The organism is Streptomyces sp. CB02009 (assembly GCF_001905825.1).
Classification (GTDB): Bacteria; Actinomycetota; Actinomycetes; order Streptomycetales; family Streptomycetaceae; genus Streptomyces.
The window spans coordinates 804,293-828,119 of record NZ_LIVV01000001.1 but is presented as its reverse complement, the minus strand read 5'-3'; the positions used below and the strand labels follow the sequence as shown (position 1 = coordinate 828,119).

General features: G+C 74.3%; 20 protein-coding genes and 1 pseudogene. 14 read left to right on the top strand and 7 right to left on the bottom strand.

The genetic code is table 11. The features are described 5' to 3' along the window. Positions 1–4: 4 nt before the first annotated feature. From AMK27_RS03670 to AMK27_RS03660, 3 genes are all read left to right on the top strand, one after another. Complete coding sequence (locus tag AMK27_RS03670) at positions 5–427, top strand: GlcG/HbpS family heme-binding protein (protein ID WP_073902551.1); 423 nt, start codon at positions 5–7, stop codon at positions 425–427. Positions 428–522: 95 nt separating this feature from the next. Beyond that, positions 523–1,353, top strand: coding sequence for an aldo/keto reductase (locus AMK27_RS03665; RefSeq protein ID WP_073902550.1), 831 nt, complete (start codon positions 523–525; stop codon positions 1,351–1,353). A gap of 125 nt (positions 1,354–1,478) precedes the next feature. Next, positions 1,479–2,486 (top strand): TIGR03571 family LLM class oxidoreductase, encoded by a 1,008-nt coding sequence (locus tag AMK27_RS03660; protein ID WP_073902549.1) that lies wholly within the window; start codon positions 1,479–1,481, stop codon positions 2,484–2,486. Positions 2,487–2,536: 50 nt separating this feature from the next. On the opposite strand, the gene AMK27_RS03655 is transcribed toward AMK27_RS03660, so the two are convergent. Continuing rightward, positions 2,537–3,133, bottom strand: a complete 597-nt coding sequence (locus tag AMK27_RS03655) for an HD domain-containing protein (protein ID WP_073902548.1) — start codon at positions 3,131–3,133, stop codon at positions 2,537–2,539. A gap of 69 nt (positions 3,134–3,202) precedes the next feature. On the opposite strand from AMK27_RS03655, the gene AMK27_RS03650 reads away from it, so the two are divergent. Further along, positions 3,203–4,123, top strand: coding sequence for an NAD(P)-dependent oxidoreductase (locus tag AMK27_RS03650; RefSeq protein ID WP_073902547.1), 921 nt, complete (start codon positions 3,203–3,205; stop codon positions 4,121–4,123). Positions 4,124–4,206: 83 nt separating this feature from the next. Here the strand turns inward: AMK27_RS03650 and AMK27_RS03645 are convergent, their stop codons facing one another. The 4 genes from AMK27_RS03645 to AMK27_RS03630 form a co-directional block, all read right to left on the bottom strand. Next, positions 4,207–5,379: an alpha-hydroxy-acid oxidizing protein gene (locus AMK27_RS03645; RefSeq protein WP_073902546.1), complete on the bottom strand. Its 1,173-nt coding sequence runs from the start codon at positions 5,377–5,379 to the stop codon at positions 4,207–4,209. Between the two features lie 209 nt (positions 5,380–5,588). Next, positions 5,589–6,692 (bottom strand): hypothetical protein, encoded by a 1,104-nt coding sequence (locus tag AMK27_RS03640; protein WP_073902545.1) that lies wholly within the window; start codon positions 6,690–6,692, stop codon positions 5,589–5,591. 157 nt (positions 6,693–6,849) lie between these two features. Next, entirely contained in the window at positions 6,850–8,058 is a 1,209-nt protein-coding gene (gene fabV / locus AMK27_RS03635) for an enoyl-[acyl-carrier-protein] reductase FabV (protein ID WP_073902544.1), read from the bottom strand. Between the two features lie 166 nt (positions 8,059–8,224). Next, a complete protein-coding gene (locus AMK27_RS03630) occupies positions 8,225–8,935 on the bottom strand; it encodes an NPP1 family protein (protein WP_376572532.1) in 711 nt (236 codons plus the stop codon). A 265-nt stretch (positions 8,936–9,200) separates the two neighbouring features. On the opposite strand from AMK27_RS03630, the pseudogene mgt reads away from it, so the two are divergent. Continuing rightward, positions 9,201–10,443 (top strand): annotated as a pseudogene (mgt, locus tag AMK27_RS03625) (macrolide-inactivating glycosyltransferase); the annotation flags it as partial. A gap of 88 nt (positions 10,444–10,531) precedes the next feature. On the opposite strand, the gene secD reads toward mgt, so the two are convergent. Next, positions 10,532–12,976, bottom strand: a complete 2,445-nt coding sequence (gene secD / locus AMK27_RS03620) for a protein translocase subunit SecD (protein WP_073902542.1) — start codon at positions 12,974–12,976, stop codon at positions 10,532–10,534. A 146-nt stretch (positions 12,977–13,122) separates the two neighbouring features. After that, on the bottom strand, positions 13,123–13,530 hold the full coding sequence (locus tag AMK27_RS03615) for a hypothetical protein (protein ID WP_073902541.1): 408 nt from the start codon (positions 13,528–13,530) through the stop codon (positions 13,123–13,125). Positions 13,531–13,737: 207 nt separating this feature from the next. Here AMK27_RS03615 and AMK27_RS03610 point away from each other — a divergent pair, with 207 nt between their 5' ends. The 9 genes from AMK27_RS03610 (at position 13,738) to bdeA (ending at position 23,769) form a co-directional block, all read left to right on the top strand. After that, complete coding sequence (locus AMK27_RS03610; protein ID WP_073902540.1) at positions 13,738–14,409, top strand: lysophospholipid acyltransferase family protein; 672 nt, start codon at positions 13,738–13,740, stop codon at positions 14,407–14,409. A 260-nt stretch (positions 14,410–14,669) separates the two neighbouring features. Beyond that, complete coding sequence (locus AMK27_RS03605; RefSeq protein WP_073902539.1) at positions 14,670–15,416, top strand: cupin domain-containing protein; 747 nt, start codon at positions 14,670–14,672, stop codon at positions 15,414–15,416. Beyond that, positions 15,413–16,498: a hypothetical protein gene (locus tag AMK27_RS03600; RefSeq protein ID WP_073902538.1), complete on the top strand. Its 1,086-nt coding sequence runs from the start codon at positions 15,413–15,415 to the stop codon at positions 16,496–16,498. Before AMK27_RS03605 ends, AMK27_RS03600 begins: the two co-directional genes overlap by 4 nt. Next, entirely contained in the window at positions 16,495–17,598 is a 1,104-nt protein-coding gene (locus AMK27_RS03595) for a hypothetical protein (RefSeq protein ID WP_073902537.1), read from the top strand. Before AMK27_RS03600 ends, AMK27_RS03595 begins: the two co-directional genes overlap by 4 nt. After that, positions 17,595–18,578 (top strand): hypothetical protein, encoded by a 984-nt coding sequence (locus AMK27_RS03590; protein ID WP_079188170.1) that lies wholly within the window; start codon positions 17,595–17,597, stop codon positions 18,576–18,578. The genes AMK27_RS03595 and AMK27_RS03590 overlap by 4 nt, the downstream gene beginning before the upstream one ends. A gap of 43 nt (positions 18,579–18,621) precedes the next feature. Beyond that, a complete protein-coding gene (locus AMK27_RS03585; RefSeq protein WP_073902536.1) occupies positions 18,622–19,209 on the top strand; it encodes a hypothetical protein in 588 nt (195 codons plus the stop codon). A gap of 197 nt (positions 19,210–19,406) precedes the next feature. Beyond that, the gene (locus tag AMK27_RS03580; RefSeq protein ID WP_073902535.1) at positions 19,407–21,182 is read left to right on the top strand and encodes an asparagine synthetase B family protein; all 1,776 of its coding nucleotides are present in this window, start codon (positions 19,407–19,409) and stop codon (positions 21,180–21,182) included. 33 nt (positions 21,183–21,215) lie between these two features. Continuing rightward, the gene (locus AMK27_RS03575; RefSeq protein WP_073902534.1) at positions 21,216–22,613 is read left to right on the top strand and encodes an aldehyde dehydrogenase family protein; all 1,398 of its coding nucleotides are present in this window, start codon (positions 21,216–21,218) and stop codon (positions 22,611–22,613) included. A gap of 268 nt (positions 22,614–22,881) precedes the next feature. Further along, positions 22,882–23,769: a bis(hydroxyethyl) terephthalate hydrolase gene (gene bdeA / locus AMK27_RS03570; RefSeq protein WP_445194837.1), complete on the top strand. Its 888-nt coding sequence runs from the start codon at positions 22,882–22,884 to the stop codon at positions 23,767–23,769. Positions 23,770–23,827 lie beyond the last annotated feature (58 nt).

Below are 23,827 nucleotides of genomic sequence, written 5' to 3'. Positions count from 1 at the left end.
CGCCATGACCACCACCACCGCCGTCGCCCCGCTGACCACACACGACGCCGAGATCCTGCTCACCGCCGCCCGCCGTGCCGCCGAGGCCGCCGGGGTCACCGTGAGCGTCACCGTCCTCGACGCCGGAGGCCACCTCCTCGCCTTCCGCCGCGACGACCGCGCCGTGCTGATCTCCGGCGAGACCAGCACCCGCAAGGCCTACACCGCCCTGCAGCTCAACGCCCCCACCGCCGACCTCGTCGACCTCGTCAAGCCGGACGGCCCCTTCCACTCCCTGACCACGGCCCTGGACCGCCCGCTCCTCTTCATCGCCGGCGGCGTCCCCGTGCACCGCGACGGCACGCTCATCGGCGCCGTCGGGGTCGGCGGCGGCGCGCCCGAGCAGGACCACTCCTTCGCGGTCACGGCCACCGCGGCCCTCGCCTGATCCCTGATCCGCACCGGCGCCGTAGAGAACCCCAGAGACCCCCAGCGATCCCCCAGCGATCCCTCAGCGAACCCGTAGAAGAAGGCAGTTCACGCATGTCCCACGTCCCCGTCCCCACCGTCACGCTCAACAACGGCGTGGAGATCCCGCAGCTCGGCTTCGGTGTCTTCCAGGTCCCCGACGACGAGACGACCGCCGCCGTCGGCCACGCCCTCCAGGCCGGATACCGGTCCCTGGACACCGCCGCGATCTACGGCAACGAGGCCGGCGTCGGACGGGCGCTCGCCGACTCCGGCATCGACCGCGGCGACCTCTTCGTGACCACCAAGCTCTGGAACGCCGACCAGGGGTACGACTCCACCCTGCGGGCCTTCGACGACAGTCTTACCAAGCTCGGCCTCGACCACGTGGACCTCTACCTGATCCACTGGCCGACCCCGGCGCGCGACCTGTACGTCGACACCTGGCGTGCCATCGAGACGCTGGTCGCCGACGGGCGGGTCCGCGCGGCCGGTGTCTCCAACTTCCAGCCCGCCCACCTGAAGCGGCTGCTCGACAGCAGCGACCTCGTCCCGGCGGTCAACCAGATCGAGCTCCACCCGGCGCTCCAGCAGCGCGAACTCCGCGAGCTGCACACCGCCCACTCCATCGCCACGGAGGCGTGGAGCCCGCTCGCCCAGGGCGCCGTGCTCGCCGAGCCGGCCATCGCGGACATCGCCGCCCGGCACGGCAGGTCCCCCGCGCAGGTGGTGCTGCGCTGGCACCTCCAGCTCGGGAACGTCGTGATCCCGAAGTCCGTCACCCCGGCCCGTATCCGCGAGAACATCGACGTCTTCGACTTCGCGCTCTCCGCCGAGGAGATGAGCGCGCTCGGCGGGCTCGACCGCGGTCTGCGCACGGGGCCGGACCCCGACACCCTCAACTGAGCCGACACCCTCGACCGAGCCCGCCCGGGCCGGGTCCCCCTTTCACCCGCCACGCGCGCGGGCGGCGGTCCGCACCCGCTGCCCGCGCGCGAGCGCGCCTCCCCCGCCGGAAGGAACCAGCCGCGATGTCCGCCCCTCCGCCCGCCCCCACCGCCCTCGACCGGCTGGTGTCGTCCGACGGCCGGCCGACGCTCGGCCTCGAACTGCCCCTCGACAACGACCGGGACGCCACCCGTCTGCGTACGGACCGGGCCGCCGGCCGGCCCTTCGGCGTCCCCGATCTCACCGAGCACGCCCGGCTCGCCCGGCTCGCGGACTCGCTCGGCTTCGCGGCCCTGTGGGTGCGTGACGTGCCCCTCCACGACCCGGAGCACTTCGGCGACGCCGGCTCGGTCTTCGAGACCTTCACCCACCTGGGTCATCTCGCGGCGGTCACCGAGCGGGCCGTGCTCGGCACGGCCGCCGTCGTCCTCCCGCTACGGCAGCCGCTGCTCGTCGCGAAGGCTGCCGCGACCGTGGACGTCCTCTCCGGCGGGCGCTTCGTGCTCGGCCTCGCGAGCGGTGACAGGCCGGTCGAGTACCCGTTGTTCGGCGCGGACTTCGACGCCCGCGGAAGGACCTTCCGCGACAACATCGGGATCCTGCGCGCCGCCTGGGCCACGCGCCCGCGTGGCGAGGGGCTCGCGCTGCCCGCGCTCGGCCTCGACGCGGATCGACGGCTCGACGTCCTGCCCAAGCCCACCGGCCCGACCGTCCCGCTGGCCGTCGCCGGGAACGCCCGGCAGACGCCCGCGTGGGTGGCCGAGCACGCCGACGCGACGCTCGACTACCCCAGGCCGCTCGGGGCGCTGGCCCTCAGGACCGGGGAGTGGCGGGCACTCACCGCCGGCTCCGCCCCCAAGCCCTACCTCACGCCGATGCAGCTCGACCTCACGGCGGACCCCGCCACGCCCGCCGCCGCGATCCGCCTCGGCCTGCGCACGGGCCGCCGTGCCCTGCGCAACCACCTGAGGCGCATGGGGGACCTCGGGGTCGCCCATGTCTCCTTCAACCTCCGCCCGGGCAGCCGACCCGTCGAGGACGTCCTCCACGAACTCGCCGAGACGGTTCTCCCGGAGTTCCCCTCGCGCTAGCACCCGGCGGGACTTCGGTCAGCCGGACCGCCCGCCGTACCCACCCTCTCCTACCCGGACACCGGGAAGGCCGCCTGGAACGCGAGCCGGTGGTCGGCGCCGTCCCCGATGTCTCCGAGGAGTTCGTCGAGGGCGAGGTACTCCTCCCAGCGCTCTCTGCCGGACGCCTGCGTCAGCCGTACGAGGAGCAGGTCCTCGAGCTCCGGGACGCGCTTGTTCTTCCACACCTTGTCGGCCGTGCTCACCAGCAGGTCCTCGACTGTCGCGTCGGGAGCCGTCCAGGAGGCGTGGGTCCCGGCGAAGCGGGCCAGCGCGGGGCCGAACCCATGGGCGAGGAGGAGTTCCCGCCCCGCCTCCTCGTGCGCCGAGCCGGGCCCGGACAGCTCGGCGACGTGCACGGTCTTGCCGATGTCGTGCGTGGCCGCTCCGAAGAGCACGGCGTCGCGGTCCACGTCGAGGCCAGGACAGTGCTGCTCCAGCCAGTCGACCAGTCGCACCGCGACATCGTGAACGGCCCGCAGGTGGGCGGCCAGCCGCGGCGGCGCGGCGAGCGACCCGAGGAGCTCCGCCACCGGAGCCGGCAGCGGGCGGAGGGGTGGATCGCCCGCGGTGTGCAGGGCTCGGTGGAGACTGTTCGACGGTGTCACCGCGTCAGGCTACTGACGTGCCGGCACCACCGCACCGCTAGCGCCCGCCCGAGAACAGGAAGCGACTTCATGACCGACCGACCGACCGCGGGTGTCCTGGGCACCGGAATCATGGGGGCCGCCATGGCCCGCAACCTTCTCCGTGCCGGACTCGCCGTCCGGGTCTGGAACCGTACCCGCGCCAAGGCCGAACCGCTCGCCGCGGACGGCGCGTACGTCGCCGACACGCCCGAAGAGGCCGTGCGGGGCGCGGATGTCGTGCTCACCGTGCTCCACGACGGGCCCGCCGTGCTCCGGACCATGCGGCAGGCCGCGCCCGGGCTCCGGCGGGGCGCCGCCTGGGTGCAGTCGACGACCTCGGGGATCGAGGAGGTCGGCGAGCAGGCCCGCCTCGCTCGCGAGCACGGACTGGTGTTCTTCGACGCGCCCGTCCTCGGTACGCGCGCGCCCGCGGAGGCCGGGCAGTTGGTCGTCCTGGCCGCGGGACCCGGTGAGGACCGGCGGGCCGTCGAGCCGGTCCTCCAGGCCGTCGGCTCCCGCACCGTGTGGACCGGCGAGGACGGGGCGGACGCGGCGGCCACGCGTCTGAAGCTCGTGGCCAACAGCTGGGTCCTCGCCGCCACCCAGGCGACCGGTGAGGTCCTTGCCCTGTCCCAGGCCCTGGGGGTCGATCCGCAGAGCTTCTTCGACGTCATCGCGGGCGGGCCTCTCGACATGGGCTATCTGCACGCCAAGGCGGCGCTCGTCCTGGAGGACCGGCTCTCGCCGGCCAGCTTCGCGGTGGACACCGCACTGAAGGACGCCCGGCTGATCGTCGACGCGGGACGCCGGCACGGCGTGCGCCTCGACGTGGCCGCGGCCGGCGCGGAACGCCTCGCCCGCGCCTCGGCGCAGGGCCACGGCGAGGAGGACATGGCCGCCGCCTACTTCGCCAGTTTCGACGAGGAGGGGAACGTAGAGCAGGAGGGAAAGGAAGAGCGGGAGGGGTAGGGAGGGCAGGAGGCGTAGGGAGGCGCGGGTCCGGTCGGCGCCCGATCCGCCGGGCGCCGACCCGGACGCACAATGTGCCCCCCCTACGCCCGGACCGTACGCAGCGAACCCTCCGTACGGAGGTCCGCGAGCGTCGGGTAGCCGTCGACGGCCATGATCAGGTCGGCCTCGGCGAGCAGGGCGCGCAGGACGTGCACGATGCCGTCGGTGCCGCCGAGGGCGAGTCCGTACGCGTACGGCCGCCCGACGCCCACCGCGGTGGCCCCGAGCGCGAGGGCCTTGACGACGTCGGCGCCGCTGCGGACCCCCGAGTCGAAGAGCACCGGGAGGCCGTCGGCGGCGGCGACCACGTCGGGCAGCGCGTCCAGGGCGGGCAGACCGCCGTTGGCCTGCCGGCCGCCGTGGTTGGAGCAGTAGATGCCGTCCACACCGCCGTCCTTCGCCCGGCGGACGTCCTCGGGATGGCAGATGCCCTTGAGGAGGATCGGCAGGTCGGTGAGCGAGCGGAGCCAGGCCAGATCGTCCCAGACGAGCGGCTTGCCGAAGACGCCCACCCACTCCAGGACCGCGGCGCGCGGGTCCTCCTCGGGGCTCTTGGCCAGGCGGGCGCGGAAGACGGGGTCGGAGGTGTAGTTCGCGAGGGCGTGTCCGCGCAGCTGGGGGAAGTTGCCGGTGGCGAGGTCACGGGGCCGCCAGCCGGTGACCCAGGTGTCGAGCGTGACGACGATGCCCTTGAAGCCGGCGGCCTCGGCACGGCGTACGAGGCTCTCCGCGAGGTCACGGTCGGTGGGCGTGTAGAGCTGGAAGAAGCCCGGTGTGTCGCCGAACTCGGCGGCCACGTCCTCCATCGGATCGACGGTGAGCGTGGAGGCGATCATCGGCACGCCGGTGCGGGCGGCGGCGCGGGCGGTCGCCAGGTCGCCGTGCCCGTCCTGGGCGCAGAGGCCGATCACTCCGACGGGCGCCATGAAGAGCGGTGACGGCAGCTTCAGCCCGAACAGGTCGACGGACAGGTCGCGCTGGGCCGCGCCGACCATCATGCGCGGTACGAGGCCCCAGGTGCGGAAGGCCGCGGCGTTGGCCTCCTGGGTGGACTCGTCGCCCGCTCCGCCCGCGACGTACGACCACAGCGAGGGCGGGAGCGCGGCCCGCGCCCTCGTCTCCAGTTCGGCGAAGGTCATCGGCTGGGTGGGCAGGACGCCGAAGAGCCCGTCGAAGTAGATCTCGTGCTGGTAGTCGCCGTAGTGCTGGGGCATGGGGTGACGTGTCCCTTCCGGTTCCTGTCGGCGCGCTCGGGGGCGCCCCGCCGTGGTGGCCCCCATCGTGCCCGCCCGGTGCGTCCGTGACCATGGAACGGCGGCCTGAAATGCCCCCGGGGGCCGGTGCGACCCGTGATCAGGAGCGCGAGCGGCCGGTGGTCAGGAACCGCGTGCGACCGATGGTCAGGAACGCGAGCGGCCACCGGTCAGGAGCGCGACGCCGTCCTGCAGCCGCCGTCGGGGCTTCCCGTCCCTCCGAACATCGAGGTGCTGCGGTCGTACGGGTCGACGGTGTCGCCGTCGGCCGGACCGCCGTCCGCCCCCGACCTCCCGAACTCGGGGGTGAAGTAACCGGTGTTGTCGTCGCAGCCGCCGTTGGTCATGTCGACCTTGTACGAGACGAGGGAGAGGGTGCCCGGCTCGGTGATGACCTTCGAGGGGTCGTCCCAGCTCACCACGACCTCGCGCCGTGCGATCGTGCGCACGACCTCGTCGCCGCCGTCCGCCGGCACGACCGGGTACACGTAGGTGACGTCGGTGGTCACCTGCAGGGCGCCGCGGTCGCCCTCCCGGAAGGTCATCCGGCCGCGCGTCTTGACGACGTCGCCGGCCGGGCGCGCGTACGAGGCGTCGAAGCGGCTGAAGAGGAGGAGCGGGTCGTTCTGCTCCGTCGGCGTGTCGAACGCGGCGGCCAGGTAGGCCTTGACGTCCTTCTGGTGCGGGTTGATCACGGCGACGGCCTCTGCGGGGCGCTCGCCGCGGAGCACGGCCGGGTCCAGGCTGGTCGCGACGAGGAAGTCCCGCGTCTGCCGGAGGGCCTTCTCCACCTGGGCCTTGCTCATCCATCCCGTCGCCCGCGCGGCGGGGACGGTGATCCCGGCCGCGCCGTCCGCCCAGCGCACGGCGGGCGAGCCCCTGAACGGCTCGGCGAGCGTCCCGCGCTGGGCGGGCTCCACGGGCGGCGCCTCGGTCGGGCGCCCCGACTCCTGGGCCAGCGGCGGCCCGGCCGCCGTACCCCCGCCGGACGTGCCGATGATGTCCCACGGGTCGAACGCGACCACGAGCAGCGCCACGGCGACGACCAGACCGAGCAGATACCGGCCCTTGCCGCGCCGGGCAGGCGCGGCGGGCGTGTACGTGCGCCAACCGCCGTTGCCCGACGGCTCGTCGCGCAGTCGGTCCGTCACCTCCCGCGCCCGCGCGGACGGCTCCTTGGGCGCGTCCGGGACGCCTTCCACGGAATCCCGCAGGAACTGTTCCCAGACGTCGTCCGGCACCGACGAATCGCCCTGGTCCCCACCCGTTCTCACACCGAGCTCCTCGTATCGCTCACGCCCGCACGGGCGGCCCACCCCCCGGGGGCAACCGCATGATCCCATGGCGTACTTCAGGGCGTTGAGGCAGGTCAGGGCGTCCATGCCCAGCCGGCCCGGCGATCGGGGCGCGGCCTGGCGCCTCGGGCGCGGTTCAGGCGGTGGGGGCGGGCCAGGGGACGTCCGTCTCGACGGCGGCGGTGTAGTCGACGCCGGGGACGGAGAAGCCGTAGAGGCGGCGGACCTCGTCGCCGAACCAGTCGAGGTCGGCGAGTTCGGCGACGGTGGCGCTGGTGGCGCTGCTCCAGCGCTCGGCGACGGCCTTCTGCACGGCGGGGTCGAGTTCCCAGGTGTCGAGGCGGACGCGGTGCTCGTCGTCGGTGTCGAGGGGCTGGGCGCCTGTCAGCTGGTCCCACAGCTGCACGAGTTGGCCGACCGGGGGCGTCATGGCGTCGCCGAGGACGCCGCGCAGCAGTCCGACGTACAGGGCGATCCCCGGGATGGCGGTGGAGGACTGGGTGACGGCGGCGGCGTTGACCGAGGTCACGGCCCGACCGCCCAAGGTCGTGCCGAGGCGCTCGTCGAGTGTGCGCGCGGTGGCTTCCAGATGGGCCTTCGCGGCGCCGATGGTGCCCTGCCGGTAGATCGCGGCGGTGAGCGGCGAGCCGATGTACGAGAGGGCGACGGTGGCGAAGCCGTCCGCGAGCAGGGACCGGTCGGCCAGGAAGGTGACCCAGCGTTCCCAGTCGGCGCCGCCCATCACGGCCACGGTCTGCTCGATGTCGTCTCCTTCGGCGGGTGCCGTGGTGACGTCCTTGACCTCCGGGGCGCCGTGCTCGTCGAAGACGAGCGTCTTGGTGGTGTGGGGCGCGCCGACCGGCTTGAGGACCGAGGCGTACACGTCGCCGGTGTCCGGGTCGGTGCGCCGGGGGGCGGCCACCGAGTAGACCAGGTAGTCGAGTCGTCCGCCGAACCGCTCGGTGAGGAGGTCGGCGACCTGCTCCTTCGTCGTGTCGCTGAAGGCGTCCCCGTTGAGGAAGACCATGTCCCGTCCGTGCTGCCGGGCGAGCCGCGCGGTGGCCGCGGTGCGGTACCAGCCGGCCGTGCCGGTGCGGCGCGCGGGCGCCTTCTCGAAGCACACGCCGATCCCGCGGATTCCGACGCGGGCGAGGCCGGCGATCGTCGCGGCCAGGCCGTACCCGGCGGACGAACCGATGACCAGGGCCACCGGTCCTTGCGTTCCGGCGGGGGCCGGCGCGGGGACGGCCTGCCACATCTCGTCCACCAGCCGGCGGCAGCCGGCGGGGTGGGAGTCGAGGAACAGGAAGCCCCGGTTCTTGGGGGTGATGACGCGTTCGCTCACGTGTGGTGTCCCAGGTGTGTCGGTACGGACGAGGCCGCGGCGGCGGCCCCGTCCCGCAAGTCTGCGGTCGCCCGGACGAGCGTGGTGATCTTGACCTGGCACAACGATGAACTGCCCGGCTTGGAGGGTTTCCCACTGGCTCCGGCGGGCCGGAGGAACGACCGGGTCAGGCGTAGGGGTCGAAGGGGATGCCGGCCGGCTTGGCCTTGGCCAGGTGGGGGGCGAAGTTGCCGTCCTTCAGGCCGAACACCGCGCTGCCGAAGTCGGCCTGGCTGAGCTTGTCGCGCAGGCCGGCCGGGTAGCCGTTCCAGCCGACCAGGCTCGGGTACTGCCAGGTGTGCTGGTGGTTCTCCGGCGGCTCGTCGTTGGAGTTGGCGGGGCGGAAGCAGTGCGTGCCGATGCCGTCCTTGTGGTAGACGACCTTCGGGTGGGTGCCGTCCCAGCGGATGGCGTCCCGGCCGTAGGTGTTGAAGTTGCCGTGGGCGGACGTGGAGACGTACTGCGCCTGGTTGTTCTGCACCCAGACCACGACGTGCTCCCAGTCGTGGCGGTGCCCTCCGAGGCCGCTGCCCCAGACGGCCTGGTCCTTCTCGAAGTACAGGCCGTAGAGGATCGCGCACCAGCCGTTGTTGCACTTGGCGCGGGAGTATCCGTTGGTCTGGGTGAGGTCCCAGGAGTCACGGCACTGGCCGCTGACGGTTCCGGAGGGGTTGAGCCCGCCGTTGACGGTGCCGTCGGGTCCGATCGCCGCCGTGGAGTAACAGCCGTCCGTATCGTAGTCGTAGGCCGGCTGGAAGGTCTGCTCCAGGCCGTCGGCGTTGGCCGGGAGCGGCGGGGGCGGCGCGGCGAACGCGCTGCCGGGCAGGGCGATGGTCATCGTGAGGGCGGCGGCGAGGGCGAGCGCGCCCCTGGTGGCGTACACCTGTGTCTTCACTGTGTCCCCTGGGTCGGGCGGCATGTTGCGACAGGCGTCATCTTGGCATGGACAGCTCACATCGGTGAGGGCGCGACCATGAAGGCGAGGTGACGACGCGTCGACCGGCACCCGCGAGGCGGCGCGCGCGGGCCGGACGCCCTCCGGGAACCCCACACCTGAACCCTGCACTCGCACCCGCACCCGTACCCGTACCTGCACACCTCATCAACTAGACGAGACGTATCGTCTCCTCTATGGTGGTCGTCATGACCACCACCGCGTCTCCCGCGCACATCGCCATGTTCTCCATCGCGGCGCACGGCCACGTGAACCCGAGCCTGGAAGTGATCCGCGAGCTCGTCTCCCGTGGCCACCGCGTCAGTTACGCCGTCCCCGCGTCCTTCGCCGAGAAGGTCGCGGAGACGGGGGCCACACCCGTCGTCTACACCTCGACCCTGCCGACCGACGACGACCCGGACGCCTGGGGGACGGAACTGATCGACAACATCGAGCCCTTCCTGAACGACGCCGTGCAGGCGCTGCCGCAGCTCGCCGAGGCCTTCGAAGGGGACCGGCCGGACCTCGTCCTCCACGACATCACCGCCTACCCGGCCCGCGTCCTCGCCCACACCTGGGGGATACCGGCGGTCTCGCTGTGGCCGAACCTCGTGCCGTGGGAGGGGTACGAGGAGGAGGTCGCCGAGCCGATGTACGCCGAGCTCAAGGCCTCGCCGCGCGGCAAGGCGTACTACGGGCGGTTCGAGAGCTGGCTCGCCGAGCACGGTCTCGACACCGACCCGGACAGGTTCGTCGCCCGCCCTCGCCGCGCGCTCGTCCTCATCCCGAAGGCGCTGCAGCCGCAGGCCGACCGGGTGGACGAGTCCGTCTACACCTTCGTCGGAGCCTGCCAGGGCGAGCGCGCCGACCAGGGCGGCTGGAAGCGGCCCGCGGACGCGGAGAAGGTCGTCCTGGTCTCCCTCGGATCCTCCTTCACCAAGCTGCCCGGCTTCTACCGCGACTGCGTGACGGCCTTCGCCGGCCTCCCCGGCTGGCACGTCGTCCTGCAGATCGGGAAGTTCGTGGACCCGGCCGAGCTCGGCGACGTGCCGTCCAACGTGGAAGTGCACTCCTGGGTGCCCCAGTTGGCGATCCTGCGGCAGGCCGACGCCTTCGTGACGCACGCGGGTGCGGGAGGCAGCCAGGAGGGCCTGGCCACCGCCACGCCCATGGTGGCCGTTCCGCAGGCGGTCGACCAGTTCGGGAACGCCGACATGCTCCAGGCCCTGGGCGTGGCGCGGCACCTGCCGATGGACGAGGTCACCCCGGAGCGGCTGCGGGAAGACATGCTCGCGCTCCTCGACGATCCCGAAGTGCCGCGCCGCGCCCGGGAGATCCAGGAGTCGATGGCCCGCGAGGGCGGCACACTGCGGGCCGCCGACCTGATCGAGGCGGAGCTCGCGGGCGCGTGACCCGGGGGACGCGTCAGCGCTCGGGCGCGGGTGACCGGTCGCCCATTCCACCGGTGGGGCTCCGGACGTGCCGGCCGGTTCGCCCCGGTCAGACCACCGCCCCCGAGCGGTCCCGGTCCACGCCGGCACCGCCCGCCCGCTGCCGCCCGCCGGGGCCGGAACGGCCGCCCGCAGCACCGGGCGCGGCCGACGCCGGGTTCCTGTGCTCCAGGGCCACCGCCAACGGCATCGCCGTGAACACCGTGGACGCCATGCCGAGCACGACTCCGGCGAGCAGCGCGACGGAGAAGTCGGTGAGCGAGTCACCGCCGAGGAAGGCGAGCGCGACCAGGACGAAGAGAGCGCCCATCCCGGTGTTCACCGTCCGGGGCAGGGTCTGGGCGACGGCCCGGTCGGCGAGGTCCGCCAGCGGGACGCCCCCGCCCCGCCGCCGCAGCTCCCGCAGCCGGTCGAGAACGACCACCGAGTCGTTGACCGAGTAGCCGACGACCGTCAGGAGCGCGGCCAGGAAGACGCTGTCCACCGGCTTGCCCAGCCAGGCGAACAGACCGATCACCAGCAGCACGTCCTGGGTCATGGCGGCCACCGCCGCCGTCGCGTACGTCCAGCGGAACCGCACGGTCAGGTAGAGGAGTTGGGCCGCGACCGCCAGTCCGAGCGCGAGCAGGGCGTGGGTGCGCAGCTCGCCTCCCAGGCTGGGCCCGATCAGGTCGTCGCGCTCCACCTCCACCGGGCCGGCGACCCGGGTGAGAGCCTCCCGGATCTCCCGCTGCTCGCCGTCGCCGCTCTCCCGGACGCGTACCGACACGTCGCTGTCGCCGGTGGTCTGGACGACGGCGTCGGGGAAGCCTGCCTCCGCGATCGCCGCGCGCGCCGCGTCCGCGTCGACGGGACGCTCGGCCGTGTACTGGACGACCCGGCCACCGGTGAACTCGACGCCGAACTCCACGCCCCGGACGCCGATTCCGGCGAGGGCCACCATCAGGAGTCCGGCGCAGGACAGCAGCCAACGGCGCCGGTGGACCATCAGGCGCGGCACCCGGCGGGTCAGCCGGGTGCGCAGCCGGCCGAGTCCCGCCATGCCGGTGACCGCCGGCCGCCGGCGCACCACGGGCAGGCGCAGAGCGAGGTCGGCGAGGAGTCGGGTGATCACCATCGCGGTGAGCAGGGAGGTCACGACACCGATCGCGAGGGTCACGCCGAAGCCCTTGACGGGGCCGGTGGCGAAGACGAACAGCAGGCCCGCCGCGAGCAGGGTGGTCACATGCGAGTCCGCGACAGCGCTCCACACCTTGCCGAACGCCGTCGTCAGCGGCCGTCGCAGATCGCGTCCGGTCGCGGCCCGGCCCAGTGCCGCGTACTCCTCCCTCGCGCGTTCGAAGACGAGGACGTTCGCGTCGACGGCGATGCCGATGGCCAGGACGAATCCGGCGAGGCCGGGGAGCGTGAGCGTGGCGCCGAGGGCGACCACCGCCGCGTACGAGATCAGTCCGTAGAGGAGGAGCGCGGCGGTCGCGAGGACGCCCAGGAGCCGGTAGACCACCATCACGAAGACGCCGGTGCAGGCGAGGCCGATCACGGCGGCCCAGGCACTGGCCCGGATCGCCTCGGCGCCGAGCGTCGGTCCCACGGTGCTCTGCTCGATCGTCGTGACGGGGACCGGCAGGGCGCCGCCCTGGACGAGGGCCGCGAGGTCGCGGGCGTCCTGTGCGGAGAATCCGCCGGTGATCTGCGCGGAGCCGCCGCCGATGCCCGCGCCGCACGGGACGCCGGTCTGCATGGCGGGCGCGGAGACGATGCGGTCGTCGAGGACGATCGCGACCCTGCGGGCCGGGTCTCCGGGCGCCGCGCAGGCGGCGGCTCCGGTCAGCCGGGCCCAGGTGGCGGCGGCGCCGTCGCGGAAGGCGAGGTCGACCGTCCAGCCGCGGCCGCTCGTGGTGTCGAGCACGGCCTCGGCGCTCTTGACGCCGTCGCCGGTGAGGTCGGGTGCGGCGAGGTCGAGGAAGCGGCCGGGCGCGTCGGGGTCGGCGAGGACCCGCGCCGTCCCGTTGCTCGTGGGCGATGCGTCGGATCCGTCGGATCCGTCAGATGCTTCCGGACCGGCCGCACCTTCCGATCCGGCTGATCCTTCCGGTGCGGCTGGTCCCGCCGATCCTTCCGGTCCGGCCGGCTGCTGTGCCTCGCCCTTGACGGCGTGGAAGGCGAGCTGGGCCGTGCGGCCGATGACCTCGGCGGCCTCGCGCGGGTCCCGGAGTCCGGGGAGTTCGACGACGATACGGCGCTCGCCGGAGCGCGCGAGCGAGGGTTCGGCGACGCCCAGCCCGTCGACGCGCTTGCGGAGCACCTCCACGGCGCGGTCGGTGGCCGCGGCGTCGGCGCGAGCGGTGGGCCCGTCCTCGGTCTGGAGGACGATACGGGTCCCGCCGCGGAGGTCGAGTCCGAGGCGGGGTGGGGTGGTCAGGGTGATCCAGAGGGACAGGGCGACGACGGCGAGGGCGAGCAGCGCACGCCAGAAGGCGGAACGAGAGGACACGGTTACTCCACGGGCGGCGCACGGCGACGGCACGCGTCCACGCGGAAGGGGGAGCGCGCACCGGCCGTGCCGGACGTACGGATGGATCCGCGTCGGGGACCGGTCCGAGGGCATGCCGATGGCCCGGACGGCGACGCGGGGAAACGTCAGCTGTGCCGGGTGGAGGGAGGGCCGCGAGGGGCCCGGGGGTCGTGGGCCGTGCCGGGCGGGGCGCGCTCCTGGCGGGGGTCGCCCGCGAGGGCGCCGCGCGCCGGGAGGAAGAGGTCGACGGGCACGGGGGCCGTGCCCGCGGGCAGGGCCTGGAGCCGTACGGGGTTCTCGACGGCGGCGGGGAGCCGTACGACGGCGGTGGGCGCGAAGTGCGGCTCGGGCGCAGAGGCGCGGGGTCCTGCGCCCTGGGACGCGGCGGGCACCACGGTCCTGGTCGGAGCCGGGCCGGTCGCGGCCGTGAGGTCCGTCGGCTGCGCGGTCGCCGCGGGGAGGACGAGGAGGGACCAGACCGCGCAGAGCATCGCGGGCAGGAGGGCCAGGAGCTGTCGCGTCGGACGTCCCACCGCCGTTCCCCTCCCTCCTTGGTCCGGCCTGCGCCGTGCCGGCTGTCGAGCCATCAGCGTAGACCGCCCCGCACGGCCACCCGCCACCGCGCCCCGCACTCATGGCGCTTGGGTACGCGAGCTGAGTACGCGTGCTCATGTGAGGGAGCGCCCGGTCTCGCACGATGAACAGGTCAGCGCCTCGTCCTCGGAGCCAGGGGGCCCCTCGTGCTCAGCCGTCTCGCCGCCCGCGTCGTCCCGTTCTTCGGACGACTGACCGTCACCGCCGATCCCGGGGCACGCCTCGAACCCGGCAGCATCCTGGTGGTGAACCACACCTCGACGGCCGACCCGGCACTCGTCCTCGCCGCGCTCCGCAAGCGGCTCGCCGTCGAGCCGGTGCTGCTCGCCACCGCCGGGCTGTGGCGCATCCCCGTGCTGGGCCGGGCCCTGACCCGCGAGGGCCATGTGCCCGTCCACCGCGGCTCGGCCCATGCCTCCGCCGCCCTCGACCACGCGGCGGTGGCGCTGGCCTCGGGGCGGCACGTGATGCTGTACGCCGAGGGCCGCATCCCGACGCGTCCGGACTCCGCGGAGAACCCGCCGGAGGCGTTTCGTACGGGGCTCGCGCGGCTCGCCGAGGCCACCGGGCGTCCGATCGTACCGATCGGTCAGGCGGGTGCCCGGCGGATCACGTCGGGCGGGCGCGTGAATCAGATCGCCGGGGTGCTCACCGCGCCGGTCCGCAGACCGTGTCTGCACGTCCACATCGGGGCGCCGCTTCGGCTGCCCGCCGATGTGACCGTCGCGACGCAGCTGGCCCACGGCGCCGTCACGGCGGCGTGGCGGACGGCTGCCGGGGCACTCGGCGAGCCGGCGGCGGCCGACCGGCAGCACTGAGCGGGGACGCGGGAACGGTCCCGGCGGAAGGACGCGAGGCCGGCAGCAGGATGCGAGACCGGCCCCGGCGGAAGGACGCGAGGCCGGCAGCAGGATGCGAGACCGGCCCCGGCCGAGGGACGCGCGGCCGGTCGGCGGGGCGGCCGTTCACCTCCGGGTCCCCCGAGAGTCGCCCCGGGTACTCCCCCTGTTGGCGATCAGCGCTCTACCATGCGGTGGTTGTGCGTGAACACGTACAACGGGCGTCAGGGGGAGGCGCGATGGCGGTACGACCCGTACGACAGGGACGAGCGCAGGACCGGGTACCGGACGACCTGCCGGGCCGGGTGGCCGGGAATCTGCCCGGTGGAGTGGAGCTGTACCACCTGAGGCCCGACGGCGGCATCCTGCTGGCCGACCGGGACGGCAGTCGGGAGCTCGGGCCCGAGCGGGAGTTCCTGCGGTTCATCGACGACGGGCAGTTCGCCCACTACCTGGTCGGGGACGCGGGGACCTCGCCGGAGCGGCCGTCGAACGCCACCGTCAAACTCGGGGTGGTCGGCCCGCGCAGTGCCTTCACCCCGCACGCGCACGGCGGCGAGCACTTCGTCCTCAGCCTCGGCCATGCCTCCTGCGGGCTGTACGACGAGGCCCGCGGGCGCGTCACCGACGTCCCGCTCGCGCCGGGCATGCTGATCCGGATCCCGGAGATGATGCCGCACTCCTTCGCCAACCGCGGCGACGACCCGCTGACCATCCTCGCCGCGAACACCGGCTACGGGATCGACCACGAGGACTACGCGATCACCGCGGCCGAGGCCGAGCGGCGGGCCCGGTCCACGGGCGGCGGCTCCGGCGGCCGGACCGCCCTCGCCGCCGAGCCCGTCACGGACTACCGGGCCCTGGCCGCCGAGCTCCGCGACATCGAGCGCGCCCAACGGGTCCACGGCATCGCCGCCACCACGGTCCGCGAGCGGCTCGCCGCCCGGCTGCGCCGGGTGGCGACCGCGCTGGAGGTGCCCAGGTGATCTGTCCGCACTGCGAACGCAACCTGCTCCGCAAGGAGCGCACCGGCAACCGCTGCACCCACTGCAAGCGCACCTACGCGCTGGACCCCAAGACCAACCCGCTCCGTCTCAACGACCTCCGGGTCCGCCGGATCACCACCGCCCTCACCGACGGGGGCCGGATCGCGATCGTCCCCGACCAGCTCTGGTACGCCCTCTCCCGCAAGCGCCTCCGGGACAGCGACTTCGGCCAGGGCTGCCTGGGCGGAGCCTTCGCGGGGGCCGGCTTCGTCACCGTCGTCGCCCTCTTCGCCGAGGCACCGGCGCTGCTGCTGGCCTCCGGCGCCCTGCTGATCATCGGCCTGGGCATCTTCGTGGCACGGGTGATGGGCGCGGGCAAGGGCATACCGCCGGTCGGCCGGGAGGGCTTCCCCACCCTGGTGCTCTCCCCCTGGCGGTCGGTGTACGGGGGGCTGCCGCCCGGTGTGCTGGACACCGCGGCGTCCGACACGGGCACGGCGGGTGCGGCCGGCCAAGCAGACCCGGCGGGTGCGGCGGGCGCGGCAGGCGCCACCGGGGTGCTGGTCTGCCCCGACCGTGCCGTCGTCGCGTTCCTCGTCGCCGACGGACTGCCCGCCCGCCACGGCCTGGCGGTGGTCCGGACTCCGGCGGAGGCCGCGGCCGTCCCCTCGAAGGGGCCGGTGCTGGTGCTCCACGACACCGACGCGGACGGCGAACTGCTCGTCCGGGGCGTCCGGGAGGCCCTGCCGGGCCGGACCGTCGTCGACGTGGGACCGCCGCTGCGCACCGTACGGTCCCTCCCCCAGGCCGTTCCCTACCGGGACCCGCGGCGGCGGCCCGGCCCGGCGGACCTGCGGATCCTCACCGCCCTGGGGACGTACACCCCCGAGGAGCTGAAGTGGCTCGGGCAGGGCTGGCGGTTCCCGCTCGTCGGACTGCCGCCAGCCAGGCTGCTCGCGGTCGTCGACCGGGTCGCCGGGCAGGTGTCGCACGGGGCCGACCCCGACCGGCGGCGCGCCGCGGACCTCGGTTTCCTCACCTGGCCCGAGGCCGCGGGACCGGACCCGGTGGGTGGCCGGTGATCTGCCCGCACTGCGCCGCCCAGCTGGCGGCCAGGGAACGGACCGGGCAGACGTGCGCACGCTGCGCGCACCGGTTCGCGCTCGACCCGAAGGTCCACGGCCGCGGCATGCACGATCTGCGGATCCGGCGGATCGCCGAACGGGCCACCGACGGCGGACGCCTGAAGGTGACCCTCACCCAGCTCTGGTACCTCTCCCGGGTGTCCACCGTCCTCTGGGGCGCGAAGCCCGCACACGGGATCAGGCCCGGCGTCCGGTGGTTGGTCGCCGCGCCCCTCGCCCTTCTCCTCCTCGTCACCGGCCAGCTCGTCCACGGCGTGGCGGGCGCGGTCGCCGTCGTCGCCGCGGTCGTCGTCGTGGTGGTGGCGTCGTCCCTGCGGTACAGGCCCGCCGTCAGGGCCTGGTCGAGCATCACACCCTCGGAGTCCGCGTTCCGGCAGGCGATGACCGGTCCCTGGCGAACCGTGTACGAGCAGCTGCCACCGGGTGTGGTGGACGACGACCCGCGCGTGCCGGCACCCCGTGAGTCCGGCGGCGGCCGACGCGAGGCCGTCGTCCTGTGCACCGACCACGCGGTCGCGGTGTTCCTCCGGGCCAACGCCGTCCCCGCCCGGCTGAAGGCACGGCTCGTCGAGGCCGAACCGGCCGCCGCGCACGAGGCGCTGGCGGACCTCCCCGCCGGGCTCCCGGTGGTGGTGCTCCACGACGCGAGCGCCCTGGGAGCGCTGCTCGCCCCGCTGCTGCGCCTCGCCCACCCCGGCCGGGTCGTGGTGGACGCCGGGCTCCCGGTGTCCGCGGTGAGGACCCGCCGGGATGCCGTGCACCGGATCTCGACCACGTCCACGGTGGACGCCGCGGACCTCCGGTCGGTCGCGGGGCTGTCCGAGGAGGACGCCGCGTGGCTGGCCGGGGGCCGCTGGAGTCCGCTCGCCGCCGTCCCGCCGGCCCGCCTGGAAGCGGTCGTCACGGCGGCCGTGGAGCGGGCCCTGTCCGCCCGCCCCGCCGAACCCCGCTCCACCGACGGCTTCCTGACCTGGCCGGCCGAGGCGCCGCCGAAGGCCGGCGACCCGTCCCGTACGAAAGGCACCACGGCCGGATGAGCAAGCGACACCTCCCGCCTCCGCGCTCCGGCCCGACCGCCGGGACGGGACTGCCCTCCGGCCGGCCCGCCGGGGTCGCCGGCCGGGCGATCACCGCGGCCGCGGCGCGCGCCGGTGCGCCCGGCGGGCTGCGCTTCACCGAGCGCCAGCTGTACTACGAGACCTGCCGCGTCCTGACCCCCGGTTCGACGCTCCTGAGGGGCCGGGTCCCCGGCACTCCTGCCCCCGTCCTGCGGCTACCCGTGTTCACCCGCGCCCTGGAGGCGCGCGGCCGGGAGACCGTACCGGGCCTGCTGCCGCCGCTGCCCGAGTCCGGCGCGCGGGTGGGCCCGCGCCGGCCGCGCGAGCGGGCGGAGAGGCCGGAGCCGTCGGAGTCATCGGAGTTGCCAGAGTTGTCGCAGTTCTCGGAGGCGTACTCCGAACCCGATGTCTACGACTACGGGCTGCCCCGGCTGCTGATGTGCCAGGACCGCTCGATCGCCGGGATGCTGCTCGCCAACCACATCCATCTGGAGGCGGCCTGCCCGGTGTTCGCCGCCGAGGACGCCCTGCCCCTCGACCCGAGACTGCTCGCCGCCCTGCGGCGGGCCGAGGGTGCCACCGTGTACGTCCTGCACGACGCGAGCCCGGCCGGGCTCGCCCTCCCCGCCCAGGTGCGGTCCGGTCTGGGGCCGGTGCCCGGAGTGCGGGTGGTGTCCCTCGGCCTGGCGCCCCGGCACGCGGCCGCCCTGCGGCTGCCCACCGGCCGGGGCCCCGCGCCCGGTCCCGCCGCCCTCGCCGCGCTGCCGGCGGCGCTGCGGCCGCGGGAGGCCGACTGGCTGGCGGAGGGACGGTTCGCCGAGGTGGCGGCCGTGCCTCCCGACCGGCTGCTGCGCACGGTCCTGCGCCTCACGCGGGGGCCACGACCGCCCCGCGACTCCCTCTGGAGCGGTCTGCGCGGGCTGCGCGGAGCCGGCTTCATGACCTGGCCCGCCGCGTGACCCGTCCCGGCGCCCCCTCCCACCGACCCGAGGTACGCACACCATGAACCGTCCCGAAGAGATCGGCTACGCGGACGAACTGCTCGCCGACGGCACCGTCCACCGCCGCTACGAGAACGGCCTGGAGGAGTGGCGCCGCCGCACGTCCGGCCACCCGCACCTCGTGCACTGGCACGACAACCGCGGCGCCTCCGGCACCGACGAGCTGCTCGGCGACCGGATCATCAAGCGCAGCCTCGCCGACGGCACCGTCACCTACGCCCGTGACATCGGCTACGGCCGCACCCTGTGGGCGCGCGGCGAGAAGGTGCTGGTCAACCGGAGCTCCTTCGGCGGCCGGATGGGCGTCCTGCTCGCGGGCCTCGGGGTGGCGACCCTCGCCGTCACCGCCGCCCAGCTGCCGCCGCTCAGCATGTCCCCCGAGCAGGAGGAGGCCCTGCGGCAGCAGCAGGCGCAGGCCCAGCAGTCCAGCGGCGGCGGAGGCGGCGACAGCGGTGGCTCGGGGTACTCCGACGCCGGGTCGGAGGGAACCGACGGGTCGGGGTCAGGGGACGGCAGCGCCGACGGGAACGACTGGGACGCGCACTGGGACGGCGACGGGGACGCCTGGAACGACGACGACTTCGGCTGAGGCGCGCCCCACGACCCCCGACCCGCGCCCCGGCACAACCGGCACCACCCAGGCCCCGGCACAACCGGCACCACCCAGGCCCCGGCACAACCGGCACCACCCAGGCCCAGGCACGACCGGCACCACCCGCGCCGCTGCCCGACCGGCGGCACCCCGCACCGCAGCACGACCGGCAACACCAGGAGAAGGAGCAGTTCGTGGCACGTCTGAGCGCCTGTCTGGCCGCCACCACCGGGCAGGCACGCGGCCATCTCGACGCGATGGGCGCCCTCGGCCCCGGCCATGTCCCGGTCAAGGTCCCCGGCGCCGAGCTGTCGCTGCTGTCCGGTGAACACGGCCGCGCCCAGGGTCCGTTCACCGCGCACGGGCGGACGGCCGTGGGCGAGGTCACCCTGCACAACCGCGCGGTGCTCCTCGCCGCGCTCGCGGAGCGGGCCGCTCCCCCGCCGTCCGACTGCGCGGACGGCGAACTGCTGCTCCACTGCTGGGCGCTGCTCGGGGACGCGGGGGTGGCGCTGGCCGAGGGGATGTTCGTGCTCGCCGTGCTCGACGGCCCCGACCTGGTCCTGATCCGTGACCACGTCGGTGCCCGCACCCTGTTCTACGCGCGGGCCGACGCCGCCTGGGCGGCCTCCACCTCGCTGCGCACGCTGCGCCGCTGGCCCGCGCTCGGCACCTCGATGAACCTGTCCGCGGTCCGCTCCTTCCTCACCTTCGCCTATCTGCCCGGTGAGGAGACCCTGCTGACCGGTGTGCGGGAGGTGCTGCCCGGCCGGGTGCTCCGGCTGCACCGGGACGGGACGTCCACCGAGACCGTGCACTGGGAGCCCCGGGAGCGCGTCGAGGACCCTCGGCCGGAGGACCCGCGCGGCCATGTCCTCGCGCTGCGCGGCCTGTTGGAGCAGGCGACGGCGAGCAGGCTGCCCGCCGCCGAGCCGGCCGCCGTGCTGCTCTCCGGCGGGATCGACAGCTCCCTGGTCACGGCCCTCGCGGCGAAGCTGCACAGCCACCCGGTGCACACCTACTCGATCAGCTTCGGCGACGACCTGCCGAACGAGCTGGGCTACTCGGGTCTGGTGGCCGCGCACTGCCGCACGCGCCACCGGGTCCTGAACGTCTCGGGCGCTGCCGTGGCCGCCCGTCTCGCCGAGGCGGCCGCGCTGCTCGACAGCCCCGTCGGCGATCCGCTGACCGTGCCGAACCTGATGCTCGCCGAGGCCGTGGCCGCCGACGGAGCCTCCGTGGTCCTCAACGGCGAGGGCGGGGACCCCGTCTTCGGGGGACCGAAGAACCTGCCCATGCTGGTCCAGGAGATGCACCGGACTCCGGGCGCGCCCTGGGACGAGGACCGGGCGACCGCGTACCTCCGCTCGTACCGCAAGTGCTGGACGGACCTGCCGGAGCTGCTGACGGCGTCGGCGCTGGAGGCCCTGCGGGACGCCCCGCCCCTGGAGCGGCACGTGGCACCGTATCTGACGGCCGCCGGCGGCAGCCCGTACCGGATGGGGCACTTCCTCAACCAGCTGCTCCACTGCAACCTGCGGACCAAGGGCGCCCACCACATCCTCACCAAGGTGGAGCGGCTGACGTCCTCGCAGGGGGTGGAGGGCCGTTCGCCGCTCTTCGACCGGTCGGTCGTCGACCACGCCTTCGCGACCCCGCCGTCCCTCAAGCTCCGTGGCACGGCGGAGAAGTGGATCCTCAAGGAGGCGGTACGCGACCTGCTGCCCGGCACGGTGGTCGATCGCCCCAAGAGCGGGATGCGGGTCCCGGTCCAGCAGTGGCTGACGGGCCCGCTCCGCGACCTCGGCCAGGACCTCCTCCTGGGGCCCAGGTCGCTGCGGCGCGGCCTGTTCCGCCCGGAGACGGTCCGGTCCTGGCTGCGGGGCGAGGGCGCGCTGCTGCCCCGGCAGGGCGGCAAGTTGTGGCTGGTGCTCACCCTGGAGCTCTGGCTGAGGTCGTACGACGTGTGAACCCGCACCACCCCGATGGACGAGAGGCCCCGCATGACCAGCGACGCAACCGGCTCCCCCGCCGTGACCGAACTGACCGACCCGCGTACCGGGGCGCCGCGGGGCACGGCGGTGCTGTCCCGGCTGCCCGAGGTACGGGCCGCCGTGGCCGGCGCGCGTGCCGCCCTGCCCGGCTGGAATGCCCTGACGCCCAAGGAGCGGGGCCGGCGCCTCGACCGGCTCGCGGGTCTGGTCGAGGAGCACGCGGCGGAGTACGCGGTCCGCGAGGCGGCCGGGACGGGCAAGCCGGAGTCGGAGACGGCCGGCGAGATCGAGCAGGTCGCGGACCTGTTCCGTTTCTTCGCGACGGCGGCCAGGACCCGTACGGCACCGGCGGCGGGCCTGCTGGTGGCGGGCCACGAGAGCTGGGTGCGCTGGGAGCCCGTCGGTGTGGTGGGGGTGGTCGTGCCGTGGAACTATCCGCTGCTCATGGCGGCCTGGCGGTGTGCACCGGCCCTGGCGGCCGGGAACACGGTGGTGGCGAAGCCGGCCGAGACGACTCCGGACAGCCTGGATCTCCTCGCGGAGCACGCCGGGCTCGCCCTGGGCCCGGGGGTCCTCGCGCATCTCCCCGGCGACCGGGAGACGGGCAGGCTGCTCGTCGGGGCGGCGGTGGACATGGTGGCGTTCACGGGCAGCGGCCGGGCCGGGGAGGACGTGGCGGTCCGCGCGGGGACGCGGCGGGTGAGTCTGGAGCTGGGCGGCAACGCCCCGGCGATCGTCCTCCCGGACGCGCCCGCCGACACCTGGGAGTCGCTGGCCGACGCGGCCACGTACAACGCGGGGCAGAGCTGCGCCGCTCCGGCGCGGGTCATCACCCTGCCGGAGAACTACGAGGCCGCCGTCGCCGGACTGACGGCGGCGATGGCCGCCCGGGTGGCGGGGCGGGACTTCGGCCCGCTCAACAACACCGACCAGGCAGAGCGTTACGACCGGTTGGTCGCCGCGTCCGACGCCAAGCGGGACATCGTCGCGGACATCGCGCCGGCACCGGGTGAGGAGGCGGGGCACTGGCGCCCGGCGCGGGTGCTCGCCGACCTCCCGGACGACGACCCGGCGGTCGTCGAGGAGGTGTTCGGCCCGCTCCTCACCGTGCAGCGGACCGACGGGGTGGAGGCCGCGCTCGCCCTGGCCAACGGCGTCCCGCAGGCCCTGGCCGCGAGCGTGTGGACCTCCGACCTGACGACCGGCCTGGAGCTGGCGGCCGCGCTGGACGCGGGCGAGACCTGGGTCAACTGCCACCTCGTGCAGACGGCGGAGCTCCCGCACGGCGGCCGCGGTGCCTCCGGGCACGGCACCGACCTGAGCACGCTGGCCCTCCAGGAGTACCAGCGGCCCAAGACGGTCACGGTCCGGGTCGGACGCCGGATCCCGGGGACGTCGACCCGATGACGCCGCGCGACCGGCCCGATCGGCACGACACCCCGTAGGAGCCGTACCTCTCGGAGCCGTATCTCTCGGAGCCGTATCTCCCGGAGTCGTATCTCCCGGAGTCGTATCTCCCGGAGAAGACCGGCGATTCCGCCGATGCCCGTGGGACGTGGCGGCCGGACAGTGGCCGGGCCAGTTCACGGCGTGGCCGCCGCCCGGACGCCCGGGCGGCCGCCACCCCACGACACGAGAGGACGACTCCGTCGTGACACGACACCTCGGCGCGGCCATGGCCGCCGCCTGTCTGACCCTGCTGCTCGCCCCCGGCGCCCAGGCCGCCGGCTCCGCCTCCGCTGCCGCCTCCGACTCCGCGAGCGCGGCTGCTGCCGCGGACAACCCGTACGAGCGCGGCCCCGCGCCCACCCCGTCGAGCGTCGAGGCGCTGCGCGGCCCGTACGCCGTCGGCGAGACGGCCGTCTCCTCGCTCGCCGTCAGCGGTTTCGGGGGCGGAACGATCTACTACCCGACGTCCACGAGTGACGGCACGTTCGGCGCGGTGGTGATCTCGCCGGGGTTCACGGCCTACCAGTCCTCGGTCGCGTGGCTCGGGCCGAGGCTGGCCTCGCAGGGCTTCGTGGTGTTCACCATCGACACCCTGACCACGGTCGACCAGCCCGACAGCCGGGGGCGGCAGCTCCTCGCCGCGCTCGACTACCTCACCCAGCGAAGCGCCGTGCGGGGGCGCGTCGACGCCGGCCGGCTCGGTGTGATGGGGCACTCGATGGGTGGCGGAGGCACCCTCGAAGCCGCAAAGAGCCGTCCGTCGCTCAGGGCAGCCGTCCCCCTCACCGCGTGGAACACGGACAAGACCTGGCCCGAGATCACCACGCCCACGCTCGTCATCGGTGCGGACGGCGACACCATCGCCCCCGTGGCCACCCACTCCGAGCCGTTCTACGAGAGCCTGCCCGGCTCCCTCGACAAGGCGTACCTGGAACTCAACGGGGCCACGCACTTCACCCCGAACTCGTCGAACACGACGATCGCGAAGTACAGCCTCTCCTGGCTCAAGCGGTTCGTCGACGACGACACCCGCTACGACCAGTTCCTGTGCCCGCTGCCGCGGCCGAGTCTGACGATCGACGAGTACCGGGGCACCTGCCCGCTCGGTTCCTGACGCTCTGTGCACCGTCACAGAGCCCGGCTCCCGGTTCTGGGCCAGTGCCCAGGACCGG